Raw genomic sequence first — 26,083 nt, 5'->3', positions numbered from 1 at the left:
TGCGAGCTCCGGTGGGGCAATGGTTCGCATCCTGGAAGCACGCGTTTGCCCGGTACCAGTCGCAGACTGACGTCTTCGGGGTTTGGCAAGCACTCGCCCCGGAGAGCCTTTCGGTCATTTGTTTATAGTGGCTTTCCGTCACAGTAATGAAAAGGGTAACGCCAGCAGTGGCGCGACGATGCTCAGGGGCGCAATCGCACGCGGTCGATAACTCAGCAGCAGCATCTGCGTAACAGCTGCCAGGCTCAGGGCCGATACCCACAGCGCCAAGCCGATCGACGGGCCGAGCCGGTTGACGGCGGGCGCGATGGCGCAAGCCAGCAGCAACCAGCCGAGCAGGCGCAGCAGATGGCGTTTGCGCGCTCCTGGCTTGTGTCCGAAGACCTGCTCGTGATGCCGCTCCAACCCGAGGCAGAGGGCACCGAAGCCGCTGAAGCAAAGGGCCAGGCTGAACTCGATCATGACGTCGTCTCCTTGCTCGCGGGCAGCTGTCGCGGTTGGCGTTGCCGGCTGCCGGCTGGTTGGTGACGATTGACTTTCCAGGCGGCATAACCGAATAGGGCGGCGGTCGTCAGCAGGGTGAGGTCCATGCCGGCCAGCAACCAGTTGGCGTTGGCCAGGGTCGTCGTCAGGCCGCTATGGGGCAGGCTTAGGCTGAACATGGGCAGGCCGGCAAACAGCAAGGCGGCGAGCAGCAACTGTTCGACCCAGGCGCGTTTGTGCGTGCGTAGCAGCGGATGCAACAAACACAGTGCCCAGATCAGGAAGAAACTGCGTATCTCCCAATCGGCGCGCTGCGCCAGCTCGGCAGGCAAGAGTCGGTTGGCCCAGAAATAGCCGGTGATGGCCAGTGGCAACCCCGCCACGGTGCCGACATTGAGCGCCTCTACCAGGCGCTGACCAAGCGGAGTGCGACCGAGCTTCTGGCGCTCGGGTAGGCGTTTGACTACCCATAGCACCAGGCCGGTGGCGATCATTGCAGTGCCCAGCAGGCCGCTGATGAAGAAGAACCAGCGCAGGGGTGGGCCGGCAAAGCGCAGAATGTGCAGGCTGGTGAACACGTTGTAAGTTGCGTTGGCTGCATTCGCAGTCACAACAGGCGGGCCGGGCAACGGCTCGCCGCTGATAGCGTTAAAGCGCAGGCGCTCGCCCCGGCCCCGGTCTAGCAGGCTATCGCCGCCGCGCTCGCGTATTTCGACTATGGCTTGGTTGGTGGCAGGTGACATCACCTGAATGCTGGCAGCGCCTTGCGGCCAGTTCCGTTGTGCCTGAGCCAGCAGCCCGGCGATGTCTGTCATTTGCGCGGGTTGTACTGGCTCGTGGTTGCGCTCGACTGGCACACCCCCACCACGCCCTCCTGCCTCATTGAAGAAGCCTTGTCGGTTGCCTTGGTAGGCGCTGTCTAACCCCCAAGGCATGAGCATGAACATAAGCAGCAGCAACCCGCTGTAGGTGATCATGAAATGGAAGGGCAGGGCCAGGACGGCGGTCGCGTTATGGGCGTCCAGCCAGGAGCGTTGACCTTTGCGCGGGCGGAAGGTGAAAAAGTCCTTGAAGATTTTTTTGTGGGTGATCACGCCACTGATGATGGCCACGAGCATGGCCATGGTGGCGACGCCTACGATCCAGCGCGCGAGCTCGCGCGGTAGGCCATAGAGTTCGAAGTGGAAGCGGTAGAGGAAGCCGCCACCCCGCGTTTCACGCACATCTATGGGTTCTCCATTGGTTGCGTTCAGGGCCAGGTGTTGCCCACCGCCTTTGCCGATGCGCTCTCCCTGTTCGAACCACTGCACCTGCAGGGCGGTATTGCGCTCGCTGGGCAGGGTGATGTTCCACTGCGCCGCTTGTGGGGCCCGCCGGGCGAGTTGATCCAGGGCGTGGCTGGCGCTGGCATTGTCAGCACGAGAGGCATGTTGCTCCGGCTTCATCCAGAAACTGATCTCTTCCTGGAAAAAACTCAAGGTGCCGGTGAGGAACACCGCATAGAGTAACCAGCCGAGCAACAGGCCGCTCCAGGTGTGTATCCAGGCGTTGGCCTGACGCAAGCTCAGTGCCTTCATGACCAGGCCCCTTGCAGTACCAGGTGCAGAGCCGGAACTGTGCACAGGGCAGCGGCAACCAGCCAGGCGCGTATAACGCTACGCGCGCTGAAGGCCCAGATTACCAGGGCACAGTAAAGGGCGAACGACAGCTGCGTGGCGGCCAGTACCGCCTGCGGACGCGGCAGTGGCAAGGCGACGGCAAGGCTGGCGGTGCTTATGGCCGCGAAAACGTAACCGCCACCTATGGCCAGCAGGGTACGTGCTGCGATGGCGAAGCGAGAGCGTGTCTGTGCCGAGGGGTTCAGCTTAGGCATAAGCATGTTGCGCCCTCTTCATCGACCACTGCGAAATCAGCAGCGGCGCAGGCACTGCAGAAGAAAAGAATATTGGCATGAGATTCTTATTCGTAATGCTAATCAAAATAATTTGATAGAGTGTTTGTGGTTCCACTATCCCAGCCTTAGCTGACCGAAGGCTGACGTGTTCGCGGTGAATGTCATGAAGTTGCTCGTCGTTGAAGACCATCCCGCACTGCGTGATCTGTTATTGAGGCACCTGCAACGCAGTGGCTTTGTCGTCGACGTCGCTGAGCATGGCCGGGAGGCCGTCGCGATGCTCGCGCTCAGCCGTTACGATGCAATGCTGCTAGACCTTGGCCTGCCGGATATGGGCGGCCTCTCGGTACTTGCTGCACGTTCTTCGACGCGCAATGCCGACCTTCCGTGCATCATTCTGACTGCCTGTGATGCCCTGGAGCAGCGCATCGCCGGGCTTGATGCCGGCGCAGATGACTACCTGCTGAAACCCTTCGAGATGGCCGAGCTGGAGGCGCGTCTGCGTGCGGTCCTGCGTAGGCCTGGGCCACGTGCCGAACGACGCCTGCAACTGGGCAATCTGAGCTTTTGCCTGGAAAGTCGTGAGGCTTATGTCGGCCCGCAGCCACTGCTGCTATCCAAGCGCGAAATGGCTCTGCTTGAAGAGCTGCTGCGCTGCGCCCCACGTGTGGTGATCAAAGATCAGCTTGAGGAGCGTCTCTATGCCCTCAGTGAGGCGGTCACGCCCAATGCCATCGAAGCACTGGTTTCGCGGCTGCGACGCAAGCTGGTGGACGCTGGCGCCGACAGCAGCATCGAGACCTTGCGTGGACTCGGTTACCGCTTGGCATCGGGCGCCAGCTGAGGCCGCTCAAAAGCTCAGCGTAACTCCCATGTTCAGGCGACGACCGTCCAGGGTTTTGCCGTAGTCCTCGTTGGACACGTCTCTATCGAACACGTTGTACAGGCCGGCGTAGATGTCCATGTTCTTGCTCACCCGATACAGGCCGCCGAGGTCAACCAAGGTATAGGCTGGGCGCTGTTGCAGGTCTTCGTCCGACACGGTTTTGCTCTTGTAGCGCGCCCTGGTCCAGAGATTCAGGCTGTCGCTGGTGCGCCAATCCAGGCCAATGTTGAACATATGCTTGGGCAGGTTGTTGAACGGCTTGCCGACATCTTCCGGCGAGGCCTCGGACTTGGTGATCTCACTGTCGGAGAAGGTGTAGTTGGTCTTCAGGTCCAGCGTTTCGCTCAGCGGGGTATTGAAGAAAGCCTCTACACCACGTAGCTCGGCAGCGTCCTGGTTAACGTATTGGTTGATGGTCTGGCGTGGTGCGATTCCGTTGACCGTACAAGTCGGTGCATCGGCCGGGCTGGTACAGAACAGACGCTTGTCGATCTTGTCCTCGAACTCGGTATAGAACACCGTCACACCGGAGCGGATGCCATTGTCGGCGTCCCACATCAGGCCCATTTCGTAGTTGATACTACTCTCGGGCTTGAGGTCGGAGTTGCCCATGTCGTAGGAGCGACCACGGCCGGCGTTCTCGACGATGCTGGAGTCGGCCTGCTTCAATGAGGGTGCCTTGTAGCCGCCACTGACCCCCCCCTTGAGAACCCACTCGTCGGTGAAGCGATAGACACCATAAAGACGCGGGATGATCTCCTCGCCGTAATGTTCATTCTCGTCGTAACGTAGGCCGGCGGTTACCGAAAATGCGTCGGTCAGGTAGTACTCGTCCTCGACGAACAGTGCACGCTGCCAGCGTTCGAGCTCCATGTCGGTGCCGTAGAAACGACCCTGGTCGTGCTCGATGGTTTCCCACTTGTACTCGCCGCCCAAGGTGATGGTGTGGCGCTCCAGCGGAATGAAGGTCTTGGTGTTGATGAGATCGTTGGAGTACTCCGACTCGGAGCTGCCATTCTCGATTTCTTCCAGCGCGGTGGTCGCGAAGGTCGTGGTGCGCACGCCATTGCCCCAGTCAAGGTCGTGGGTAAGGCCATAGTGAGTGCGCACGTTGTTCATTTCACCTGCAGCGCCGCTCTGTTCTGTACGTTCGTTGTCGCTTTCGCTGCGGCCGGCTTCCAGCTGGAAGCTGTGCATGTCGTTGAGCACGATATCGAGGCGGGCGGTGTTGTCGTTGGCCGTCTTTTCTGCATACCCGCCGATGATGTCGTCTTCGTGGCGGTGATGATGAGAACCGTAAAGGCTCAGGGCCAGGTGCTCGTGTACCAGCGGGCCGCTTAGGTAGTAGCGGGCTTGGTTGGCCGAGCCTGCGTCGTTGTTTTCATGCAGTAGCTTGTCGTAGCTGATGCTGCCAGACCACTCACGCGAGGTCGCTTTCTTGGTGATGATGTTGATTACCCCAGCCAGGGCGCTGGAGCCGTAGAGCGAGGACATTGGCCCACGGATCACCTCGATGCGCTCGATAGCCGACATCGGCGGCAGCCAGCCGAACTGGGTGGCGCTACCGAAGCCGTTGTAGTAAGCCTCACCCGAAGCGCCAAGGGGCTTACCATCGACCAGGAACAGGGTGTACGCCTCGCCCAGGCCACGGATGTTGATCGACGTGCTTTCCAGCTTGCCACCCGCGCCACCCTCGATGGAAACGCCCGGAATGTCTTGCAGAGCGTCGGTCACGTCACGGTAGTATTTGCCTTCCAACTGTTCCTTGCCGATCACGGTGATTGATGCCGGCGCTTGTATCAGCTGCTGCTCATAACCTGCAGCGGTGATCACGACATCATTCAAGTTGAGCGCTTCATCCGCCAGGCCTAAAGAGGGTAAAGCAGTTACCGCGAGGGCTAGCGCTGCTGGGTGGAAACGTTGTGGACATTTGACGTACTGCGTCGACATGGAAAACGGGCTCCCCGATAAACATAAGGCAAATGATAAGCGATCTCATTTATGCGGACGAGACTATGCCAGCGATAGCTGACGACAAGCTGACGAAAATGAACCCGACGAGAATGCGTCGCAGCCTGCGTGGCCGCATCCTTGTCGCGTTGCTCCTGGTGTTTGCTCTGGGTTTCGGCAACCTTGCAATCCACCTGTATGGCACGCGTGACGAGTTGCGCCGCGCCGTTCTTGCGATCCAGGCGCGCGCCATTAGCGACGGGATAGCGGGGGCATCAGACGTGGGCCGTCTACCGCTGAGCTACGGCGGCACCGAGCTTGCCTACACGCTTTTTTCCGCCGACGGCAAAGTACTTTGGTTCTCTGAAAACCTGGATCGACCGCGACGGCTTCGCCCTGAAGGTTTGCAGCGTGAGAGCCATTGGTGGCGCTGGAGCCCGGTCGGTGGGCGGATAATCAATGTGCCGGTGCGCCTGGCGGATGGCTCCATCCTCATGGTGAGGCGCAATGACCTCCACGAACGCGAGATGATCGACGACTTGCTGCTCGATCGGTTGCGGCAGAGCCTGGTGATCATGCTGCCGCTCGGGGTGGTATCGGGGTTACTGATACTCTGGCTGCTACACTGGACATTGCGCCCGGTCCGGCGCGCAGCCCGGTTGGCTCATGGCATCGGACCGAACGAACCGGCGCGACGCATACCGCTGGCCGACCTGCCAAGCGAGATCCACCCATTGGCAGAGGCCGCCAACTCGGCCCTTGATCGACTGGCTACGGCCTACGCTGCCGAACGTCGTTTCGTTGCCGATGCCGCCCATGAGTTGCGTACACCGCTGACAGTACTGGACCTACGCCTGCAAGATGCCCGCGACAGCCAGCAGCCGAACTGGTCTGCGCTCGACCAAGAGATGAAGCAGATGCGCCGACTGGTGACGCAGCTACTGGAACTGGCCCGGCAGGATGGCGCATCAAACGAACGCCATGGCGTTAGCCGCCAGGCCAAGGTCTCGCGCATGGCCCGAGAGGCGGTTGCGGCGCTGCTGCCGCTATTCGAATCGCAACGACGCACCATCGAACTCGATATCGAAGATGGCTTGCTCTGTCGCGGCAATGTCGACGAACTGCGTGACGCACTGACGAACCTATTGGAAAACGCCCTGATGCACGGCGCTGGCAATGTCTGCCTGAAACTGCGCAGGCAGAACGATACAGTCGTCCTGGACGTAACCGATCAAGGCGCTGGCGTACCGGCAGAGAACCAAGAAGCGATGTTCCAGCGCTTTCGCAAAGGGCAGCAGGGCAGCGGCGGCACGGGCTTGGGGCTGGCCATCGTACGGCGCATCATCGAAAACGCTGGAGGCCGGGTTAACTTCGTAGCGGACAAGCCCAGCACGGTGCGCATTGTGTTGCCGATATTGTGAGCGGATGGTAAGCGGCCAGCGAACATGCGTTCAGAATCTCGGCGATAAGGCCGGGGTGATCTGAATTAGGTCAGTATTGATTAAGGGGGGAGTTTCGTTTTGTAATTTAAGCTGGAATACCGATTGGAATACTGCGACGAGTATTCTTGGCCTGCCGATGACCAGTTCGATCGCCCACTGTCGGGCGACCCCTGGTCCAAACGCAGTCACCGAGCTAAATGACTACGGGAAAACTGGCATAACTACACAATGTTCCCGGTCTATCCAACATCAGCAGAATAATGGCCTGAACCAGCCTGCCGAGCAGGTTGGTGCAGTCACTCAGGCGATCTCGGTTGACGCTGCTGAGATTGAAGTTTCAGTACTTCATCAACCACGGCTGCAGTTCCTGGAGGTTGCTCACCACCAGTTGCTGGGCCTCGGGAAGTATCGCCATGTTGCGGTGGTCAATCTGGTACCGCTGCAACACGTACTTCACCAATGCCCTGCGGCTGGGCACCACCAATTGCCCCTGCGTCATGCCGAAGTCAGTTTCGATGATTGCCTTCTGCGCCGCGTTCAACCGCCAATCAGGCTCGAAGATGATCGGCACCTCGACATTCCAGTCTTCATCCTGCTCGCGCGTGTTCGGCGATGCGTCGAGCAAGTCTGGCTGCCCACGCAGGCGGCTGAGGACGAAGTCGCGGTACTGGCCGTTCTTTTCGCAATAGGCCCGCACGTGCCAGCGCATGCCGGTGTAGACCAGCGTGTGCGGGGCGATCAGGCGCACCTCGACGTTGGGGGTGTTGAACGACACGTATTCGGTTTCCATGCGCAGGCCTTCCCGACAGGCCTTGAGCAAGGGGCGTAGCACCTCTGGCCGAATGGGGCGATCAGGCACCTCCAGCACCAGGGTATGCGCATAGGCCAAGGCCAGCCCGTCAATATGCAGGGCTCGCTCATTGTTCTGGTACAGCAGGTGCAGATAGGCGCTGGCACTGTCGTCTATGAACAGTGGTTCGAACTTCTCGCTCGGTACGTAGCCCTTGATCTGCTTGTCATATGTCAAGTTTTCGGACGCGTGCTCGGTGATGTAGGTATTGATGTCCTTCGACGCCTGCTGGCGGCTGATGCCAAAGCTCTGCATCAGATGCCCCGTGGTCAGCCGGCCTTCCCACCAGGCAACGGTTTCGATCAATTGATAGCGAAGTGCCAGATCCCAGCGAACCTGCTTGATGGACTGCTTGCGTTTCATACCCTCTCCATGTGCGCGATTACTTTACCTGTATAAGTCTACATTCTAGACGTGTAGTTTTGCATTACATATCTTTTGGCTGTCTTCGGAATACATCGGGGGCCGCAAAGGATATGAGCATGACTATGCCGGAAGTGGTTGCGACGGGCGCATTGGTGGCGATGGGGATCATCCTGCTGGTGCTGATACAGCAGGGGTTGAGGCTGGGTGAGCTTGGCAAGAAGGTCGAGCATTGTCAGAGGGATTTGCGCTGGCTGCAGATCTGGGAGACGGAGAACCGTGAGCTGAGGTCGGCGTTGCGGGCGGAGCGGGAGCATGTTGCGCAGTTGCAGCGCAAGTTGGTGATTTTGCAGGACGTGGCGTCTGCAGAAGATCGGCAAGGGGCGATATGAACAGAATTGAATGGATCAGAGGTTGCCTGCTGGGGGGCGCCGCCGGAGACGCGCTGGGCTCTCCCGTGAACGCTCTTGAGTGGCCTGTGATCGAGGCCAGGTTCGGGCCGCAGGGCATCACTGATTTTGCCCAGGTCTATGGCATCACCGGTGCGATTAGCGATGCTACACAGATGATGCTGTTCACTGCAGAAGGCTTGCTGCGGGCTTATGTGCTAGGCAGTTCACGACTGGCATGCCATGTGCCCAGCGTTATTCATCACGCACTGTTGCGCTGGCTGACGACCCAGGACTACCCCACGCTGATACCGGTCGCCACAGATGGTTGGCTGATCAGGCAAATGGAGCTGTGGTCGCGTCGCGCCCCTGACACGACCTGCCTTGGTGCACTCAAGGTCAGCGGGCGGTTGGGTGCGGTTGCCGAAAACAACAGCAAGGGCTGCGGTGCCTTGGTACGTGTTGCGCCCTGTGCATTCTTTGCCAACGCATTTGACTACGCGGCGCAATCCGGACGCCTGACGCACGGGCATCCTACTGGTTACCTGGCGGCAGGGCTGTTTGCCGATATTCTTCAGCGTGTTGTCGAACGACAAGATAGCCTGGAGCACGCGGTGACTCAGAGTTTGGCCAGGTACGGGCAAGTGCCTGGTATGGAAGAAACGCGCAGCCTCATCGAGCGTGTGTTGTTCTTCTATTACGAGGGCTATACACCCACCCCGCAACGCATTGACGATTTTGCTGGTGGTTGGGGCGCCGAGCAGGTGCTGGCGATCGGACTGTGGTGTGCGTTGAGCGCTCGGTCACTCGAAGAAGGGGTGATTACGGCGGTGAATCACAGTGGTGACAGCAGCAGTACCGGGCTGGTCGTTGGGCATTTGCTGGGTGCGCAATATGGTGCTGCTGCTATTCCTGGGCGCTGGCTTGAACGCTTGGAGTTGAGTCAGGTGATTGCGCAGGTGGCAGAAGATATCGAGCGCGTGCCGCGGGATTATTGCGGGGTGGGTGGTGAGTTCGATGAGCAGATCGAGCTGGCTTATCCCTCGAGTTGAACGCCGTGATGGCAGTGAGTTTGTGCAGGGAACAAGGAGCTTGAAAATGCCGATCAAACCCAGGCCCTTCACCTTTGAATGTGAAGGTTGTGGTTGGACGAAAACAGTGGCGCCGCGCAGTGATGCGTTGGCGCCGGGGGAGTGGGTTGATCATTGCCCGAAGTGTGGGGGCAAGGAGTTGAAGGTGCGCCCGGCGGGGTGGTTTGAGGGGGCGCTGGCAGAGTTGTTGGCGCGGCGGAGGTTTTGAACGGGTGGCGGGTGACTGCATCGTTCCATTGATCGGGTAGCTCAGGGGCCAGAGTTTACGCTCTGGCCAGCGTGGGCCTGCTGATAATCAAGCTGGGTCAATTGCCGTGGAGCTTCAGCCTCATCATCCTGGGGCAATGCAAACGTCCAGAAGAGCGCGAGTTCTATCTGCGTATGGCTGTCCGACAAGCATGGGAGGCACCCGCAGCAATGAATAGGCACCTGGTGAGCAGGTGCCTTCTGGGCTCGGAGTTCGGCTTTGAGGGTTACAACATAATCGACGGTAGGTAATCTACATTAAATCTCAATGGCTTGTGCAAACTCATCCTGCTGACGTCTGCGTACCAGATACACCGGTTTCTCTTCGTCCTGACTCCGTGGCTTCTCCAGCTCAAGTTCTTTGCTTTTGAACTTCGCCTCGACCAATTTTTGGGGTGTTGGGAAATCTCCTTTTTCCAGAAGGTACTGTTGGTAAATAGGTTTCAGTGGCAGCAGCAAACTGGAAAGCTCAATAAAGTTGCTACCCTGCAGAGCGTCCAAGCGGCTATTGATGTCAGCCTCGATTGCCTGGATGTAGCGCACCTTCAAATCCGCTTTCAGCGCTCGCAGATCGACTCCTTCCGTGGTCAACAGCTCTATCGTCGCCTTGAGGTCTTCGGTGTTGTGGTCCTTGATCAGTTGCAACGCTTGCACAAAGTTTTCACGCTTCAGAGCATCTTGAACATTGTTCAGAAGCTCTCGGTTCTTCACGCCGTCTCGGTAGGCTTTGATGATCAGATACGGGATGCTGATTGGCAGCGTCGCGATGCCCAGCGCGCAAATACTTACCCATTTGATCGCCGACCAGGCGCCTTTCAGTACAATGCTTGCCAGGCCGATCCCCAGCAGCAATAGAAACCCGTAGACAATAATAATCATGGTGTCACCACGTTCTGATAAATACGTAGAGAGCGTGCGTCAGCACGCTCTGCTCCAGCATCAGGCATTGGGCTTGTCGTAGGTATAGGCAATTTTTTTCTCAGCGCGAATTCGCACCTGGTCCTCTTTTAGGAAGTAAAGGCTGAGCAGCCTAGGCGCTTCAGTATGGGAGCTTTTGACCCATTGCTTGTTGGCGTCTGTGAAGTAGAGGTCGACGCCGAAGATAAAATTGTCCTCATCCCTGAGTTCGACAAACACTTCACCTGAGACGAAATCGAGGTGTCGTGTCGACTGCTCTTGAAGAATATAGGGGTCGAGCCCGACGGTTTTCTGTGCCAAAAAGTCATCCAGCGAAACCTGCCCATCTTGAATGAGCTTTTCACCTTCCTTGAGCAGCTCTTTCAGCCCCAGTTTTGCAGCCTTCTTGAGGTCCTCAAGCAGCGTGCGACCCGGTCTTTTTTCATCATGATTCATGAGTTACAGCTCCAGCTTGAGTTCTTTGGCCACGTCTTCCGAGATGTCGACTGGCTTCTGCGTGGCTTCCAGCTTGCGACGAATATGTTCGGGTACATCTGACTCGGAGATGGTACGAGTGGTGATGGTCTCTTCCCACTGCTGGTTTTCATTTTTCGAGTAGAACTTGTTCAGTGCTTGCAACCCCGCAGCGATGCCCGCCGCGACATTCTGAGTTTTCACATAAGCGGTCAGTCCCACGATGGTCGCCTTCACCACCTGCCGCACATGCTTGACGGAGGCTTCCAAAAACTTCTTGATGCTGTCCCAGAACGCCGAGACCACCACGGCACCGGCGAACAGTGCCGCGCCCAACAAAATAAATGGAATCATTCCAACACCATCCCCGTTTGCTTTTCGACGTAGTCCTTGGAGACCACTCTGGTTGTAGTTGTGTATTCGCTTTTCACGTTTGCCTGCTTGCTGGCAAAGGTATTTCGGATTTCACTCAGCACGTCCTCTTCGCTGAGACAGGTGGATTGCTTGTACGCCGCCTTGAAGGCCGCCATCAACGTCACGTTTTCGATGTCTGCCGCGCTGAGCCCCTGCGCCGCTTGCGCGTAGGCTTCGAGGTCCAGGCCTACCTGCAGCGCAGAGGGGATGTAGCGTTTGAATAGCGCAACGCGATCATCGTGGTCTGGCAGCTTAAAGTGGATATGCTTGGCGATTCGGCGCATGAAGGCCGGATCGTAGTTGGAGATGAAGTTCGTGGCAAAAATCAGAATTCCGCTAAAGTCATTCAGAATGTTCAAAAGCACCGATCGGGTCTGGTTGACGCTGGTATCCGTAGCACTGGTCATGTTGGTGACCCGCCGACTCAGGATCGCATCGGCCTCGTCGAAGAAAATGACGCAGTCCGTTTCCTTCGCGAATTCGAAAACTTTTTTCAGGTTTTTTGGCGTGTCGCCTACGTACTTCGATTCAATTTGTGAGTAGTCGACTATCAGCAGCTCCTTGCCAAAGGCCTGAGCAACGGCATGTGCCGTGATCGTCTTGCCGGTGCCCGGCTCGCCGTAAAAATTCAGGATGAATTTGTCCGACCTTTTGTGCGTGTTGGCGAAGCCGAGCACCTTATAGACAAATTCACTGTCTTTGCGCAGGGCAATGGCCGAGAGAATTTCGTCTTTGGTGTGGCGGTTGACCACCACGTCATTGAGGTTGTATTTGGGCGTAATGACTTCAAAATCATGCGTGACCACCGAAGGCGCCTGTTCCTTGCTCTGTGGCTCGGCCTTGGTGTCGTTTACTGGTTTCCCGATCGGCATAACTGCTCCAGACTTACAGAATCAGGCGGGTGAGAGGGTTTAATTAGGGCTGGTAGAAGCCAGGTATCAATGCTTGACGCCGCGCTCATTTCCCCAATGAACGCGCGCGAAAAAAATCACTGCTACAGCCGGTACCAGCGCCGAATAGCCAGGCTTCAGGATGGTCTTCAAATTGGTTACCCAGCGCCCGACTGCGCGCGTGCCCAGCAAGCTTGGTAATGCTGATAGCAAGCTCCATGCGTTCATCTGGGTGAGGTTCAATGTTTCGCTATTTATCAGCATCCCTTGGGGCGCTTCTGCCTTGAGGGGGGCTGCTGGGGTATTGACGTAGGACGCCAGGGTCAGTCGCTCTGCCAGCGCGTCCACCTGACTGAAGTAAGTTTCAGCAGCCATGGCCTTTACTGCAGAAATCGGTGAGCGACTGAACGCATGGCCATCCGGGAACGCGTTGTCGAACACTTGCCGAATCAGCAGCGCTTCGAGCTCCACAACTGCGCCACATTGTTGTCGGTCATTAATCAGATCGAAATGCTCGACCAGCATATCCAGTAGTTGCGCGTATTCAACGCCACGACCTCGCACCAAATTGGCCAGGCAGTGGCCGCCCAACAGCTGGACTTCTTGGACGAAGGAGTAAAGTGGTTGCTTGTCGTCGAAGCGTGTCCAACTGCTGGTCTTCAGATGCTTGATGCCTTGCTCCAGCACTTCGCCCGGAACGTTTTGGAGCAGGCCGTAAAGCAGGTTGTCGTTGAGCACTGGGTCTTGCACAAGGGTTACGCCCAGTTGTTGGCCTTTGAAGCCAGAAAACTCTGTGCGCAGCAGCACATCATGCAGTCTTGGCCAATAATCCAAGTGCCCAAACCCGGCCATTTCAGTGTTTACAAAATGCGCAATCTCATGCCGTCCCAGGCAGGTTTCATCCACATTCATAAGCAGCACGCTGTCCGACTTTGAATAGGCATTGATCAGACGCCCAGGACGTGCGCTGGCCGGTGAGGCAACGGTTGTCTTCAAAGCCTGGGCTTCATCTGCCGATACCTCCACCGCCGCAGCCATCAGCAGCACATCTCCAATGATCAGTTTGCAGGCCTGGCGATCCTTGGCTAACTGACGCAGAGCACTGATCACAACCCTTCCGCCTAGAGAGTGCCCGACCAGGTTGACTCGGGTGACGCAGGGATAATGTTCCAGCAGGTAGGCTTCCAGCTCTTCAAGCAGGGCCTCACCAACAAGGCTTGCGCGTTTTCGGGCCAATGCGAAATGCACCGCTCGGTCAGCTGCAAATGCAGCGACAGCTGCGGCAGGGTGCAATCGGGAGGCACCCAGAACGACATTGCGTGAAATCATGCTCACAGAGGTGAAGTGGCTGGACTGCCAAAACGCTAGAAGGTTGATCTCGGTGTTTAGGGACAGTGGTATCTGGCTGACCAGCAGAGCGCGGTCACTAAAGTTATGGCCAGCGGAGTAGCCATGGATGAAGACATTCGCCGTCGTGCTGTCACAAAAGGACTGCGTGGTGAAACTGAAGTGCTTGATTTTCAACGGTGAGGCTCCGCTCAGCTACGCAATCCCTAGGAGGTCAATATCAGGTTGTCTGCCAAGGCGGCTTAAACTTTAATACTGAATGGCCTGTCAGATTTGCGTGATCTCTCCGTTTGGAAGCCTGTCGTAGATGCTACGCGTCAGTGAATTAGCCAAGGTACCCAAACTGGACAGCGCTAAATGAATGAACGTATCGCCGAGCGTAACCGTAGTCTGACCGAGCAGGCACTAGTTTTTTCGGTGCTGATCCTGAGCGGTTCACCGAGATCAATGCCACCCAGAAAATGGCAGGCTCTCGCCTGAGCAGTGGCCGCGAACTGGCTTTGCTTCGTGAGAGTCTGGATGATGGCACTTGGCCTGCGAGCTGTAAGCTTAGGGGGCGCCGCCGGGTAGTTTGAAACAAGTCGGTATCTACCTGTTTTTTCTAGCTAATATTTTCTGGGTCAGCTTGCTTGGAATACCAGTTGGAACGCAGCGTGGTCTGGATTCCGATGGAGGTGCTTTTTGAGCACTTTTTTGTGCGGCAGCTAACAGATTGGCAGTTCCGGTATTCAATCAACACCGGAACGTGGGTAGGAATGGGGGCAGGATCAATTCGGCTTGGCTACCGTCGCGGCATCCTTGCTTAATACAGGAGCGGCTACATGCACCTTGGCCTCGGACAACGCAATACAGCGATGTGCGTAGCTGTCGATCTCTTTCAAAGCGATATTTCGGTAGCTAGCGGGACAGATCAACAACGTATCGCCGAAGCGGAACTGACGAAACGCCCTGACGCTGTACAAACCATTCGGCCCCTCGTAGCTCTCCAGTTGCCACGGGGCGCTACTGAATACCTCCTTCGGATAATCCTTTTCGTTCAACACATAGCTCAGCTCGGTATTGTCCCTGATTTTGATCAGATTGGCGGCGGAATAGACCCACAGGTCCAAGAGGGCTGGCAACAGCATGGCATTGACGAAGATGCACCCGAGCAGCACCAGTGCGGCTCGGCCGGTGCGCTGCATCGCATTGCCGTTTGTCAAATAAAAGACGAGGACTGGCGCTAGGTAGAGGCACATTATCAATAAGCAGAGAGCGATAGCCCCGAATGCCTCCTCGTCGCTCTCTCCTCGCCACGTCATGATGGCTAGCTGGGCGGGCATGACTCCACTCACCGAAGTAAACGCTAGCAGCGTACCTAGCCAGCCAACGAGGGCTGTGTAATAGAGTTTGCGATGCGAGGGTTTGCGGGGACCAGGCGGCAGCTCCAGTACTTTGTTGTGCAGGGGCGCATCGCGGCGAAGCAGAGCTATCACGGCACAAGCGGCAGCGACTACGACGATAGGGAAGAAGTAGCCTGGGGCCATGGTGTGATCAAAGAGGGCTCCCAGCAGGTTGAGCGATAGCAGTAGGTAGCCCCCGCCTACGATGAGGCCAAAGCGTAAGGCGAGCCTCTTTTCCTGCTCTCTGTCAACGGTGCATACAGACATGCTCAGCGTGAAGACCAAAGACGGCACCGATACGATGAGCAGCAGCGACGCGAGTATCAGCAGGCTGAAGAATAACCAGGCGACGAGGTTTGAAGGGTTACCTAACGAACTCAGGATCAACTCGGGGTGATGGATTACCCAGAGGTACTTGGTGAGGAGTGAGATTGAGATAAGCGTTGAAACTACCGGCAGCCACCATTTGATATCGGCGAGGAGTTTGAATAGTGCTTGCCGGGGGCTGCTGGAGGCGGAGGGGTCGGGCGGTGAAGCGGGGGATAGGCTTTGCGGGATGGTTGTGGGGGGAGATACGGCTGTCATGAGCGTGTGTTTCTTCCTGTGAGCGCAGTTTTCTTGGTTATGGGATGCAACGAGCGCGTTGAATCAGTCGTAGAGCCAAGGTTTCAGCGCGTTCAAGTTGGCGATCACGACCTGCTGCGCTTCTGGCTTAGGGTCCAGGTTCTTGGGGTCGATTTGATAGCGTTGCAGCACATACTTGACCAACGCTTGCCGGTTCGGGATCTCCAGCCGGCAATTCAGCATACCGTAGTCACCCTCTATGATCGCCTTCTGCGCGGCATCGAGCCGCGGGTCAGGCTCCAGGATCACCGATACCTCAGTGTTCCATACTGTATCGCCTTCGATGGCGTTACCATTGCCGTCCAGCAGGTCTGGCTTGCCGCGCATGCGGCTGAGCACGAAGTCGCGGTAAGCGCTGTTTTTCTCGCAGTAGGCCCAAACGTGCCAGCGCGTGCCGGTATGAATCAGAGTGTGCGGTTCGATCAAGCGAGTCTCAGGCTCGGGGTTGGCCAGCGAAACGTATTCGACCTCTAGTCGCAACCCTTCCCCGGAAGCCCGCAAATGGGGCCGAAGCACCTCAGGCTGAATGCTGCGAATGCGCATAGGCCAGCTTCAACCCTTCGATATGCGGGGCTCGTCCATTGTTCTGGGCAAGCATATCTAGGTAAGCGGGCAGCTCAAAGCGCAGGTGGACCGGTTGAGCGCTAGCGCCAAGATAAAGGAGAACGACTGATGCCGATTCGCCCTATGCCTTACACGCTGGAGTGCTCCAAGTGCCGCTGGCGCAAGACTGTTGCACCGGTCAGTGACGAGCTGGAACCGGGGGAGTGGTACAGCTGCTGTCCACGGTGTAATGGGCAAGTACGCAAGAAAATACTCAGCGGCCCGATACAGCGTATTAGTCGCTCAGTGGTGGGCGTCGGTGTGGCGAGGTGAACTTGACAGCCGTAGTGGCAAAATGCAATTTACCGAGTTGCATTGGATCCAGCCTAGGATGAACAGGGAACGATATGAGTAGGGCTCAAGATTTCTCCAAGCTGTACGCTCGGGTAGCAAATGACATTGCCACCGCGCTGGATGATGTCTCCCGGCTGGACGTGAGTAACGACAAAGGCAACGCGCACCTTGCCAGCGTCAAGGAGAAGCTCGGCGAAATGAAGTCGCGCTTCGACGGCGAAATCACCTATCTCGAGAAGCACGCCGAGTGGGAAAACTTCACCATTGCATTCTTCGGCGAAACCAACGCCGGCAAGAGCACCATCATCGAAAGCCTGCGGATCCTGTTCGAAGAGAAGAAGCGTCAAGCGCTGATCGAGCGTAACCAGGCGACCGCCAAAGACATCCAGGCGGTGTTCTCTAGCAAAAGCGATGAGCTGATCGAAGAGCTCAGCACACGCTACGTGAATTTCTGCGAAGACATCGCCACGTTAGGCGACGATATCGGGGCGCTGGTCAACCAGACCCAGCGCGACTTGGTGAGTACCCGCCAACAACTGGCGCACACCCAGCAGGATCTCACTTACATCAAAGAGCGCCTGACTAGTGCGACTACCGACCTGGAAAGCACCCGCCAATCGCTGCAGGGCAGCGAGGCGCGGTTAAGCCAGAGCCAGCTGGCGCTCACTCAGACTCAAAGCGCGATGCAGCAGGTAGAGCTTCAGCTGCAAGGCGTGCGGGCCGATTTCCAGCGCAGCCAGCAACAGCTGACCGAGCAAGGTAACCAGTTGCAGGCGACTCAAGCGCAGTTGAGCGAATGCCAGCGCCAGGGCGAAGCCACCCGCGTAGCGCTTGAGCAGAGTGGCAAAATGAAGTTGTGGTTGGGGCTGTTCGGCGGCGTGGTGATCGGTACCATCGCCGGTGCCGTGGGCTATGCGCAGTTGATGTGAGCCGGGGCGGTGATCGCCTTGAACTGACTTTCATTCCATAGACTCCGGACTTCCCCATGCGCGAACAACATTCTTTGAGCGAGCTGGTCAGCGACAGGCTGCCCACTCTGCTGAAGCAACAGCAACAACTTGAGCGCCTGCAGCGCGTTGCCGGCCAAGTCGATGGCGAAATCGTCGGCACCGGTCAGGAAGACTTCACTCAGGACAACGTCGTTTACCACTTCACCCACCAAGGCAAGTCGTTCCAGTTGATCGACGTGCCAGGCATCGAAGGCAACGAAAAGAAATACGAAGCGATGGTGCAAGCGGCCATCGCCAAGGCTCATTTGGTGTTCTACGTGAACGGCACCAACAAAAAGCCCGAACAGAACACCGCGCAGAAGATCAAGCATTACCTGAACCGTGATGCCAAGGTGTATGCTATCTGCAACTTGCGCGGCAAGGGTGACACCTACGAATTCGAGCGCGACCGCGCGTCGCTCGAGCAGACCCACAAAGACGCGGCAGCGATGCGCGACCAGACCCAAGAAGTGCTTGAGGACATGCTCGGCGCCGAGTTGGTCAGTGGCTGCCAAACGCTGCAAGGGCTGCTGGGCTTTGCCAGCGTGGCCTTCGATCAGCGAGGTCTGACCAGCATCCACCCCAGCCGCACCGACTTGCTCAAGTCGCAGCGCACCTACCTGCAAGACTTCACCAGCCAGCAGGCCATGCGCAGCTTCAGCCGGTTAGATCAATTGCAGGATGTCATCGGCAACAGCTGCGCCAACTTCGAGGTGGACATTGTCGAAAGCAACAAGCGCAAAGTGCTGCGCCTGTTGCAAGACACCGTCAATGACCTGCAAAAGCAGCGTGACGAGCACCAGGCTTTCTCCGAGAAAATCGGTGCCGAGGTCCAGGAATGCCAGGACGTCATTCGCAAAAGCTTCGAAGAGCTCAAAAGCAGCTTCACCTCCAGGCGTAATAGCGCATTGGACCGCTTCTTCAATGAACTGAACTCGGCAGCCCGTGATGCGGTTGAAGAGCATTTCAGCGACAAAGATGATGTGGAACGGGTGATTCAACAGCATGTCAGCGAGGGCCAGGATCGGCTAGCCGAGCGCTTGGAAACCATCCAGCAGCAATTGCTTGAGGACCTTACCCAAGCCATCGAACGCGCGCTCAAACGCCTGCAAGAAAATGCCAAGCGGGTGAGCTTCCAGCAGCAGTTGAGCGAAGCGGCGAACAACTCCTTGTCGCTCTCCAGCGCCATGGACGCCATCAGTTTCAACTTCTCCGACGTCGGCAGCTTCCTGCTCAGTGTTGGCGGGTACGCACTCAGCGGTTTTGGCATAGGCACCGTATTCCCTGGGATCGGCAACATAGTCGGGGCAATCGTCGGCGGTGTGTTCGGTTTGGTGGCTGCGGGCCTGAGCTACTTCTTTGGCGGGCGCGGCAAGAAAATCGCTGAGGCCCAGGAACAGGTGGCCAAGGCCATTCAAACCGAGCGCGAAAAAGTCACCAAGACCTTCGCCACCGACACCAAAGGAATGCTGGCGAAAATCAGCGAGCAGATCGAAGACAGCGTGCTGCGCCAGCTCAAAGACGAGCGCCGGAAGATGGCCGATGTCACCGCCTTGTTCGATGAAAAAATTGCCTCGATCCAGGCCCTCAAACAGCAAGTGGAAGCCAAACCCCATGGAACAATTTAAACAGTTCAACGCCAGCAAGACCGAGGTCATCAAGTCGCTCGACAACCTGCACAAGCTGGTTGGCGCGCTTGAAGAATTGGGCCTGGATGTTTCGCAAGACATCGACAAAATCAAGAAAGCCATTGGTGACGTGCAGTCCGATGCCCTGCGTATCGCCTTGCTCGGGGCATTCTCTGACGGCAAAACCAGCGTGGTGGCCGGTTGGCTTGGCCAGGTAATGAAGGACATGAAGATCGACACCAACGAGTCCTCGGACGCGCTGGCGATCTACCGCCCTGACAACCTCCAGGACCGTTGTGAAATTGTCGACACCCCCGGCCTCTTCGGTGACAAAGAGAAGGCAGCGGAAAACGGCGCCGTGGTGCAATACGGCGATATCACAAAGAACTATATTTCTGAAGCGCATCTGATTTTCTACGTCGTCGACGCCACCAACCCGCTGAAAGACAGCCACCAAGACATCGTGCGTTGGGTGTTACGCGACCTGAACAAACTAACCTCGACCATTTTCGTCATCAATAAAATGGACGAGGTCGCCGACTTGCGCGACCTCGAAGAGTTCGAGCAACAGAGCGCCATCAAGAAAACGAACCTGCTGAACAAGCTGCAGCGCTTCGTCGAACTAACGCCAGCAGAACGCGAAGCGATCAACGTGGTGTGCGTCGCCTCCAACCCGAACAGTCGCGGACTGGACTTCTGGCTGGAGCAAAAAGACCTCTACGACCAGCGCTCGCGTATCGGCGAACTCAAGCAGGTGACTCAGCAAGTGCTGGACGGCAGCGGCCGCGACACCTTGATCAAAAAGACCGGCATCGATGTGGTGCGCGATGTACTGGGCAAGAAGATCGCCGTCGCTCAAGACGAGCTGATCAAGTTCAAGTTACTGGCCGATAACCAGCGCCTCGATTCGGCGCGCATTCAAGAGGACATTGCGGAGGGCAAGCGCAAGGTCCTGGCCACAGTCGGCAACCTCTACGAGGAACTGAACAACCTCGAAACCGACCTGCTCAACAGTATTCGCACGTTGCCCCGTGACCAAGTGCACGCGTTCCTGGAGTCGAAAATTGGCTTCACCAAGGACGATATTGGCGGAAAGCTGCGTTTTCGCATCAATCACCTGTTCAGCACCGCGTTCAACCAGTCGTCCAGCATCATGAATGGCATCAGCGCGAAGATCGAACATCAGCTCGACAGTTCTTCCGACTTCGCCGACAGCATTGCAGCCTCGGCCTTGGCAGCCTCCAGCCGAGCGTTGAGCGCGGTTTCGAAGATTCCGGTCGAGAGCATCAAGAACGGAGTGTTTCTCGCACGGGAAACGCTGAAGAACCTTACGGGCTACGTTTACAAGTTCAAACCCTGGGAAGCGACCAAGCTAGCGGCCAATATCAGCCGTTGGGCCGGGCCGATCGGTGCGGGGATTCAGGTGCTGACCGACGCCATCAGCGTGGTTCAGCAGCAACGTGCGGAGGCCGAGCTGAAGCAGTTGCAACATGACTTGGCTGAAGTAGTGAAGAGCCACTTTGCTGAGCCCATGAAGTTGCTTCAGGACCATGAAAAGGTGATGGAGATTTTCGCGCCGCAGATTAAAGCGTTCGAGAAGATTCTGCTGGAGCAGGAGCAGAGCTTGGAAGACTTGCGCAGGCGGCAGGAGCAGTTGGCGGAGTTGGAAAGCCATCTGAGCCAGGCGTTTGGCGCGCGTGCGCCGATTGAGGGGGAGTATCAGGTGGTTTGATGTGAGAGGAGCGCCCGGTTGGCGTTGGGTTACCGGAGGCGGAGGCACTGCTTGATGCGCTTTGCAGTTCGCTACGAGATGCCAAGCAACGCAGCAACAGCAGCTTGGCCTCCAAGTACCTGCACGTTCATCGACCGAAGTTTTTCCCGATGGGGGGAGGCTGCGAGCGTGCAGCGCAGCATTGATTAAACTCAAGGAGCCTGGATGTCCATCCCAGATTTTCAAACCATCATGCGCCCGATACTGGAATCGGTACACGACGGCGTAGCGATTCCTCTGAGCGCGTTGCGCGAACACATAGCTGATGTCTTCCAGTTGAGCGAGATCGAGCGCAAAGAGCGCCTGCCATCGGGGCGCCAGACGGTGATGAACAACCGAGTAGGCTGGGCCCGGACCTACCTGAATAAAGCCGGTTTGCTGACTATTCCCAGCAAAGGGATGGTGCAGATCACCGCGCGTGGCCGGGAAGCACTAGCCAACGGGCCAGAGCGGCTCACCGTGACCTGGCTGAAGCAATTTCCCGAGTTTGCCGACTTTCACACAGCTAAACCACAAATGGTCGATGTGCTGGAAGGGCTTGAGGCCGAGGTGCCCGAGATTACGCCAGACGAGCAACTGGCGGAGGCACATCAGGCGCTTTTGCAATCGTTGGCTGATGAAATTCTCACGCAAGTGAGGGCGGCCACGCCGGTTTTTTTTGAGCAGCTGGTTGTCGATTTGATGCTTGCCATGGGCTACGGCGGGTCGCGGAGAGAGGCCGGTAGAGCTACACAGGCCACGAATGACGATGGCATTGACGGGATCATCAAGGAAGACAAACTCGGCCTGGATGTGATCTACCTGCAAGCCAAGCGCTGGACTCACACTGTGCATCGGCCTGAGATCGATAAATTCATCGGCGCGCTGACCCGGCAGCGGGCGCGCAAAGGCGTGTTTATTACTACCTCGGAATTCTCGGTAGGGGCTCGGGAGGCCGCGCTTGGGTTGGATATCAAGGTGGTGCTGATTGATGGCGTCGAGCTGGCGCGGTTGATGGTTGAGAATAATTTGGGGGTTAGTGTGAAGCAGGTTTACGAGGTGAAGCAGATGGATAGTGATTATTTTGGGGAGGAGTGAGGGGGGGGGGGTGATTTCCGGTAGTGCGATAGATTTCTGTTGAGCGGCACAACGATGAGATGTAGACGGAGCAGTCGATAAGTTGGTATGGGGTTTGATCGGAGTTTTTTAGAAACTGGGTTCGAGAATGGAGAGTAGGGCTGCTGATGACCTATCAGGGTGAACATCAGAGAGGATGCGGGCCGGGGTACTGTGAAACAAGTCGGTATCTATCTGTTTCTTCTAGTTAATAACTTTTTGGTCAACTTGCTTGGAATACCAGTTGGAACGCAGCGTGGCCTGGATTCCGATGGAAGGTGCATTTTGAGCTTCGCGTCCAAAACGAATCGGGGCCGAATCGATCAAGCAAATGGACGCGCTGCTGATTGTTGCCCCTGGGCTCGCAGATCAGGGGCTCCTAGTGTGGTGTTTCAGAAATACCCATGGAAATCAGGCCACCGCTTTACCCGTGCTCTGCCAGCCGATAAGGTGGCGCGCATTCCAAAATGATGGCAGCTTGCGTGGCCCAGGGATGGCTCTCTGAATGTAGCGGTGCATTAAAGCACTGTTTTGAGGCCTCCTCAGGTTCCCTCTCGCTTGTTCATTGCCCGTTTGAGTATTGGCCGGCCCATCTGATTGTGGACGGTATGGGAGTGTTATGCATGAGTGAATTGGCCCAGGCGTTGCTGGCAGCAGTACCGGAAGATGGCGGCAGCATCGGCAATCAGGCTCTTTATGAGCGACTCAAGAGCCAGTTCACCGGCCTGAGTGAAGAGCAATTCTGGGAATCGCGCGACGCGCTGATCGGTGAGGGTGTTCTGGTCAAAGGCCGCGGGCGCGGTGGTTCTGTGCTGCGCGCCCAGGCTGCAGGTGCCAGCCTGGCGGCGCAGGCTCTGAGCAAGGCGCGTGAGCGTTTCGAGCCGGCCGTGGCCGAAGTATCTGCTAGCTATGTCGTCGAGGCGGCAGCCAGCAAGGGCAAGGTGGTCAAGGTACAGGCTGCCACCAGCATCGAGGCCATGGAGAAAACCCTCTGGGCCACCGCCGACAAGCTGCGCGCCAATATGGATGCCGCCGAGTACAAGCACATCGTGCTCGGGCTGATCTTCCTCAAGTACATCTCCGACAGCTTTGCCGGCCGCCGCGCCGAGCTGGAGCGCAAGCTTACCGACGAGAACGACGACTACTACCTGGGTGATGACGATCCCGAGGCGCTCAACGCCGAGCTGGAAGACCGCGACTACTACCGTGAGGTCAACGTGTTCTGGGTGCCGGAAGTGGCGCGCTGGGAGTCGATTCGCGCCGCCGCCAAACAGGTGGATATCGGTAAGCGTATCGACGAGGCTCTGGCCGCCATCGAGGCGGAAAACCCCAAGCTGAAGAACATTCTCGACAAGCGCTACGCCCGCGCCCAGTTGCCGGACGGCAAGCTCGGTGAGCTGGTGGACCTGATCTCCACCATCGGTTTCGGTGACGACGTGGGCCGCGCCCGCGACCTGCTCGGTCAGGTCTACGAATACTTCCTCGGCCAGTTCGCCAGCGCCGAAGGCAAGAAGGGCGGGCAGTTCTATACACCGGCGAGCATCGTGAAAACCCTGGTGGCGGTGCTCAATCCGCACCATGGCAAGGTGTATGACCCCTGCTGCGGTAGCGGCGGTATGTTCGTGCAGTCGGAGAAGTTCATCGAAGCCCACGGTGGCAAGCTGGGCGATGTGTCCATCTATGGCCAGGAGTCCAACCCCACCACCTGGCGTCTGGCCGCGATGAACCTGGCCATTCGCGGCATCGACTTCAACCTGGGCAAGGAGCCGGCGGATACCTTCGTCCGCAACCAGCATTCGGATCTGCGTGCCGACTTCGTGCTAGCCAACCCGCCGTTCAATATCAGCGACTGGTGGCACGGCAGCCTGGAAGGCGACCCGCGCTGGGTCTATGGCACGCCGCCGCAGGGCAACGCCAACTATGCCTGGTTGCAACACATGCTCTACCACCTCAAGCCCAATGGCCGCGCTGGCATCGTACTGGCCAACGGTTCGATGAGCTCCAGCCAGAACAGCGAAGGCGAGATTCGCCGTGCCATGGTCGAGGCCGACGTGGTGGAAGTGATGGTCGCCTTGCCCGGCCAGCTATTCTTCAACACCCAGATTCCTGCTTGCCTGTGGTTCCTGGCCAAGGACAAACGCCATGCCCTGAGCACTGGCGGCATCGACCGCAGCGGCCAGGTGCTGTTTATCGATGCGCGCAAGCTGGGTACCAGCGTCAGCCGGGTGCAGATCGAGTTGACCGATGCCGATATCGAGCGCATTGCCAGCACCGTGGCGACCTGGCGTGGCGAAGCACTGGACGAGGGCGGGCATGTTGGCGAGTACGCCGATATTCCCGGCTTCTGCCGCAGTGTTACTCTGAGTGATATTGCCGAGCATGGCCATGTGCTGACGCCGGGTCGCTATGTCGGAGCCGAGGAGGTGGAAGACGACGACGAAGCCTTCGCCGACAAGATGCAGAAGCTCGCGGAAAAGCTCGGCGAACAGATGACCAAGGGGGCGGAGCTCGATCAGTTGATCCGGCAGAAGCTGGGAGGGCTGGGGTATGAGTTCTGAGTGGCGCTCATATCGCCTTGATGAGGCGGGGCGAATCGTTACGGGAAAGACGCCAAAAGGCAATGTGGCTGAATATGTTGGCCGTGATGTGCCATTTGTAACGCCGCCAGACTTTGATGGTTCTAAGTGGATTGATGAGACGGCTCGTAGAATATCTAAGGCTGGTGCTCTCTCCGTAAAAAGCTCCATTGTTCCGGCTGGAAGTGTGTTGGTTACATGCATCGGCTCTGATATGGGGAAGGCAGCGCTTACGAGGTCGAGTTGTGTAACTAATCAGCAGATTAACGCTGTTGTTGTCGATGAGGATCGATTCTGTCCAGAATTTTTGTATTACAACCTTTCGCTTAGAAAGGATGAAATTCGTGGTTTGGCAGGCGGTTCTGCGCAGCCCATTCTGAATAAAAGTGCGTTTGGACAAGTGAGGTTCGATTGCCCGCCGCTTTTACAACAGAAGGCGATAGCTGCTGCGGTTGGGCCGCTCGACAACCGCATCACTCTGCTACGCGAAACAAACGCCACCTTGGAAGCCATCGCCCAGACGCTGTTCAAATCCTGGTTCGTCGATTTCGACCCCGTGCGCGCCAAGGCCGAAGGCCGCCAGCCAGAAGGCATGGACGCCACCACCGCCGCCCTGTTCCCCGATAGTTTCGAAGAGTCGGAACTAGGTTTGGTGCCGAAGGGGTGGAGTGTTGCTAAATTTGAGGAGTTTATTGAGCGGCTTTCTGTCGGGCAGAAATATGACCAAAAGTCGGCAAATTCTTCTGGGTTGGTCCCAATTTTGGATCAGGGGAAGTCGGGTATCATCGGCTATCACAATGACGCCCCTGGGGTTTGTGCCAGTTTAGAAACTCCAGTCGTGGTCTTTGCTAACCACACTTGTTACATGCGGCTGATCTGCTTTGACTTCTCGGCGATTCAGAATGTCTTGCCGTTTAAGGGGCGAGGGGTCGATAGTGTGTGGGCCTTTTATGCGACAAGGGATCGCGTTAAGTTTTCAGAGTATAAAGGTCATTGGCCGGATTTTTCCATTGAGAAATCGGTTGTTCCTACTGAAAGTTTAACAAATGCTTTTCGCGACTTCGTTGACCCTCTGGTTCGCAAGATGAGGCTGAACGATCTACAAGCCCAAGCCCTCTCCCAGCTCCGCGACACTCTTTTACCCCGTCTAGTCTCCGGCCAACTGCGTTTGCCTGAGGCCGAAGCGCTGATCGAGGAGGCGGTATGAGTCTGAGTGTTAATGCTGATTTCTCTCGGCTGCTGGACTACCTGAAAGCGCAAGGCGCTGCTGTACAAAAGCGCACTGAGGATTCCCAGCAGTATCAGGACTTTCTGCAGGCCTTCGGGCGAGCGACATCGAAGATTGCGGGCATCCTTGAGGAGAAAGTAGGCGCGCTTGCTGCTCAAGGGCGATTGCAAGTGGCTGATGGGGTAGTCACGGCAGCCGCTGATTTGGGGTAGATAGCCCGTTATCGCAACTGTAATCGACTAAGTGGATCGCATTGAGCTTGCAGAGATGCCAGGTA

Annotated in this window: 24 protein-coding genes and 2 pseudogenes; 14 read left to right on the top strand and 12 right to left on the bottom strand. The window is 57.2% G+C overall.

Translation table 11 applies throughout. The features are described from left to right. Nucleotides 1-138: 138 nt before the first annotated feature. From TZ03_RS12815 to TZ03_RS12805, 3 genes are read right to left on the bottom strand one after another with little or no spacing between them, the layout of a single operon-like run. Nucleotides 139-462 (bottom strand): DUF3325 domain-containing protein, encoded by a 324-nt coding sequence (locus tag TZ03_RS12815; protein ID WP_051098046.1) that lies wholly within the window; start codon nucleotides 460-462, stop codon nucleotides 139-141. Continuing rightward, nucleotides 459-2,060, bottom strand: a complete 1,602-nt coding sequence (locus TZ03_RS12810) for a PepSY-associated TM helix domain-containing protein (protein ID WP_051098044.1) — start codon at nucleotides 2,058-2,060, stop codon at nucleotides 459-461. Before TZ03_RS12810 ends, TZ03_RS12815 begins: the two co-directional genes overlap by 4 nt. After that, nucleotides 2,057-2,362 carry a hypothetical protein gene (locus TZ03_RS12805; RefSeq protein ID WP_051098042.1) on the bottom strand — a complete coding sequence of 102 codons (306 nt, stop codon included), beginning with the start codon at nucleotides 2,360-2,362 and terminating at the stop codon, nucleotides 2,057-2,059. Before TZ03_RS12805 ends, TZ03_RS12810 begins: the two co-directional genes overlap by 4 nt. 178 nt (nucleotides 2,363-2,540) lie before the next feature. Here TZ03_RS12805 and TZ03_RS12800 point away from each other — a divergent pair, with 178 nt between their 5' ends. Continuing rightward, nucleotides 2,541-3,221, top strand: coding sequence for a response regulator transcription factor (locus TZ03_RS12800; protein WP_051098040.1), 681 nt, complete (start codon nucleotides 2,541-2,543; stop codon nucleotides 3,219-3,221). 6 nt (nucleotides 3,222-3,227) lie between these two features. On the opposite strand, the gene TZ03_RS12795 is transcribed toward TZ03_RS12800, so the two are convergent. After that, nucleotides 3,228-5,108: a TonB-dependent receptor domain-containing protein gene (locus TZ03_RS12795; RefSeq protein ID WP_236692827.1), complete on the bottom strand. Its 1,881-nt coding sequence runs from the start codon at nucleotides 5,106-5,108 to the stop codon at nucleotides 3,228-3,230. 137 nt (nucleotides 5,109-5,245) lie between these two features. On the opposite strand from TZ03_RS12795, the gene TZ03_RS12790 reads away from it, so the two are divergent. Then, a complete protein-coding gene (locus TZ03_RS12790) occupies nucleotides 5,246-6,634 on the top strand; it encodes a sensor histidine kinase (protein WP_236692825.1) in 1,389 nt (462 codons plus the stop codon). Between the two features lie 358 nt (nucleotides 6,635-6,992). On the opposite strand, the gene TZ03_RS12785 is transcribed toward TZ03_RS12790, so the two are convergent. After that, nucleotides 6,993-7,868, bottom strand: coding sequence for a WYL domain-containing protein (locus TZ03_RS12785; protein ID WP_051098033.1), 876 nt, complete (start codon nucleotides 7,866-7,868; stop codon nucleotides 6,993-6,995). A 119-nt stretch (nucleotides 7,869-7,987) separates the two neighbouring features. On the opposite strand from TZ03_RS12785, the gene TZ03_RS12780 reads away from it, so the two are divergent. From TZ03_RS12780 to TZ03_RS31525, 4 genes and pseudogenes are all read left to right on the top strand, one after another. Next, nucleotides 7,988-8,260 (top strand): hypothetical protein, encoded by a 273-nt coding sequence (locus TZ03_RS12780; protein WP_051098030.1) that lies wholly within the window; start codon nucleotides 7,988-7,990, stop codon nucleotides 8,258-8,260. Then, entirely contained in the window at nucleotides 8,257-9,309 is a 1,053-nt protein-coding gene (locus TZ03_RS12775) for an ADP-ribosylglycohydrolase family protein (protein ID WP_051098028.1), read from the top strand. The genes TZ03_RS12780 and TZ03_RS12775 overlap by 4 nt, the downstream gene beginning before the upstream one ends. Nucleotides 9,310-9,355: 46 nt before the next feature. Next, on the top strand, nucleotides 9,356-9,556 hold the full coding sequence (locus TZ03_RS12770; protein WP_051098027.1) for a hypothetical protein: 201 nt from the start codon (nucleotides 9,356-9,358) through the stop codon (nucleotides 9,554-9,556). Nucleotides 9,557-9,648: 92 nt separating this feature from the next. Further along, nucleotides 9,649-9,756, top strand: a pseudogene (locus TZ03_RS31525) (DUF1016 domain-containing protein); the annotation flags it as partial. A 96-nt stretch (nucleotides 9,757-9,852) separates the two neighbouring features. On the opposite strand, the gene TZ03_RS12760 reads toward TZ03_RS31525, so the two are convergent. From TZ03_RS12760 to TZ03_RS12740, 5 genes are all read right to left on the bottom strand, one after another. Beyond that, nucleotides 9,853-10,473, bottom strand: a complete 621-nt coding sequence (locus TZ03_RS12760; RefSeq protein WP_051098023.1) for a hypothetical protein — start codon at nucleotides 10,471-10,473, stop codon at nucleotides 9,853-9,855. Between the two features lie 60 nt (nucleotides 10,474-10,533). Next, nucleotides 10,534-10,947, bottom strand: a complete 414-nt coding sequence (locus TZ03_RS12755; RefSeq protein WP_051098021.1) for a hypothetical protein — start codon at nucleotides 10,945-10,947, stop codon at nucleotides 10,534-10,536. A gap of 3 nt (nucleotides 10,948-10,950) precedes the next feature. Beyond that, the gene (locus TZ03_RS12750) at nucleotides 10,951-11,319 is read right to left on the bottom strand and encodes a hypothetical protein (protein ID WP_051098018.1); all 369 of its coding nucleotides are present in this window, start codon (nucleotides 11,317-11,319) and stop codon (nucleotides 10,951-10,953) included. Beyond that, on the bottom strand, nucleotides 11,316-12,251 hold the full coding sequence (locus TZ03_RS12745) for an ATP-binding protein (RefSeq protein ID WP_053388435.1): 936 nt from the start codon (nucleotides 12,249-12,251) through the stop codon (nucleotides 11,316-11,318). Before TZ03_RS12745 ends, TZ03_RS12750 begins: the two co-directional genes overlap by 4 nt. Before the next feature lie 66 nt (nucleotides 12,252-12,317). Then, nucleotides 12,318-13,793 carry a DUF726 domain-containing protein gene (locus TZ03_RS12740; protein ID WP_053388434.1) on the bottom strand — a complete coding sequence of 492 codons (1,476 nt, stop codon included), beginning with the start codon at nucleotides 13,791-13,793 and terminating at the stop codon, nucleotides 12,318-12,320. Between the two features lie 180 nt (nucleotides 13,794-13,973). Between TZ03_RS12740 and TZ03_RS31740 the strand changes: the two genes are divergently transcribed. Then, the gene (locus TZ03_RS31740) at nucleotides 13,974-14,096 is read left to right on the top strand and encodes a hypothetical protein (RefSeq protein WP_269082552.1); all 123 of its coding nucleotides are present in this window, start codon (nucleotides 13,974-13,976) and stop codon (nucleotides 14,094-14,096) included. 287 nt (nucleotides 14,097-14,383) lie between these two features. On the opposite strand, the gene TZ03_RS12735 is transcribed toward TZ03_RS31740, so the two are convergent. Both TZ03_RS12735 and TZ03_RS12730 read right to left on the bottom strand, forming a co-directional pair. Further along, a complete protein-coding gene (locus TZ03_RS12735) occupies nucleotides 14,384-15,583 on the bottom strand; it encodes a hypothetical protein (RefSeq protein WP_051098017.1) in 1,200 nt (399 codons plus the stop codon). A gap of 63 nt (nucleotides 15,584-15,646) precedes the next feature. Beyond that, nucleotides 15,647-16,262 (bottom strand): annotated as a pseudogene (locus tag TZ03_RS12730) (WYL domain-containing protein); the annotation flags it as partial. A gap of 310 nt (nucleotides 16,263-16,572) precedes the next feature. Here TZ03_RS12730 and TZ03_RS12725 point away from each other — a divergent pair. The 7 genes from TZ03_RS12725 to TZ03_RS12695 all read left to right on the top strand — a co-directional run bounded on the left by TZ03_RS12725 (nucleotide 16,573) and on the right by TZ03_RS12695 (nucleotide 26,018). After that, complete coding sequence (locus tag TZ03_RS12725) at nucleotides 16,573-17,448, top strand: hypothetical protein (RefSeq protein ID WP_051098016.1); 876 nt, start codon at nucleotides 16,573-16,575, stop codon at nucleotides 17,446-17,448. Nucleotides 17,449-17,504: 56 nt separating this feature from the next. Beyond that, nucleotides 17,505-19,136, top strand: coding sequence for a GTPase (locus tag TZ03_RS12720; RefSeq protein WP_051098014.1), 1,632 nt, complete (start codon nucleotides 17,505-17,507; stop codon nucleotides 19,134-19,136). Then, entirely contained in the window at nucleotides 19,123-20,868 is a 1,746-nt protein-coding gene (locus TZ03_RS12715; protein ID WP_051098012.1) for a LeoA/HP0731 family dynamin-like GTPase, read from the top strand. Before TZ03_RS12720 ends, TZ03_RS12715 begins: the two co-directional genes overlap by 14 nt. A gap of 204 nt (nucleotides 20,869-21,072) precedes the next feature. Further along, on the top strand, nucleotides 21,073-21,984 hold the full coding sequence (locus TZ03_RS12710) for a restriction endonuclease (protein ID WP_051098011.1): 912 nt from the start codon (nucleotides 21,073-21,075) through the stop codon (nucleotides 21,982-21,984). A gap of 641 nt (nucleotides 21,985-22,625) precedes the next feature. Beyond that, the gene (locus TZ03_RS12705; RefSeq protein WP_051098007.1) at nucleotides 22,626-24,560 is read left to right on the top strand and encodes a type I restriction-modification system subunit M; all 1,935 of its coding nucleotides are present in this window, start codon (nucleotides 22,626-22,628) and stop codon (nucleotides 24,558-24,560) included. Further along, nucleotides 24,550-25,785, top strand: a complete 1,236-nt coding sequence (locus TZ03_RS31240) for a restriction endonuclease subunit S (protein ID WP_082056623.1) — start codon at nucleotides 24,550-24,552, stop codon at nucleotides 25,783-25,785. The genes TZ03_RS12705 and TZ03_RS31240 overlap by 11 nt, the downstream gene beginning before the upstream one ends. Further along, nucleotides 25,782-26,018, top strand: a complete 237-nt coding sequence (locus tag TZ03_RS12695; protein ID WP_051098006.1) for a lipase chaperone — start codon at nucleotides 25,782-25,784, stop codon at nucleotides 26,016-26,018. Before TZ03_RS31240 ends, TZ03_RS12695 begins: the two co-directional genes overlap by 4 nt. The last annotated feature ends 65 nt before the right edge of the window (nucleotides 26,019-26,083 follow it).

Origin of the sequence: Pseudomonas sp. 10-1B (assembly GCF_000935045.1) — a bacterium.
Taxonomy (GTDB): Bacteria; Pseudomonadota; Gammaproteobacteria; order Pseudomonadales; family Pseudomonadaceae; genus Aquipseudomonas.
The sequence above is the reverse complement of the archived record's forward strand: the minus strand, read 5'-3'. Positions and strand labels throughout refer to the sequence as shown.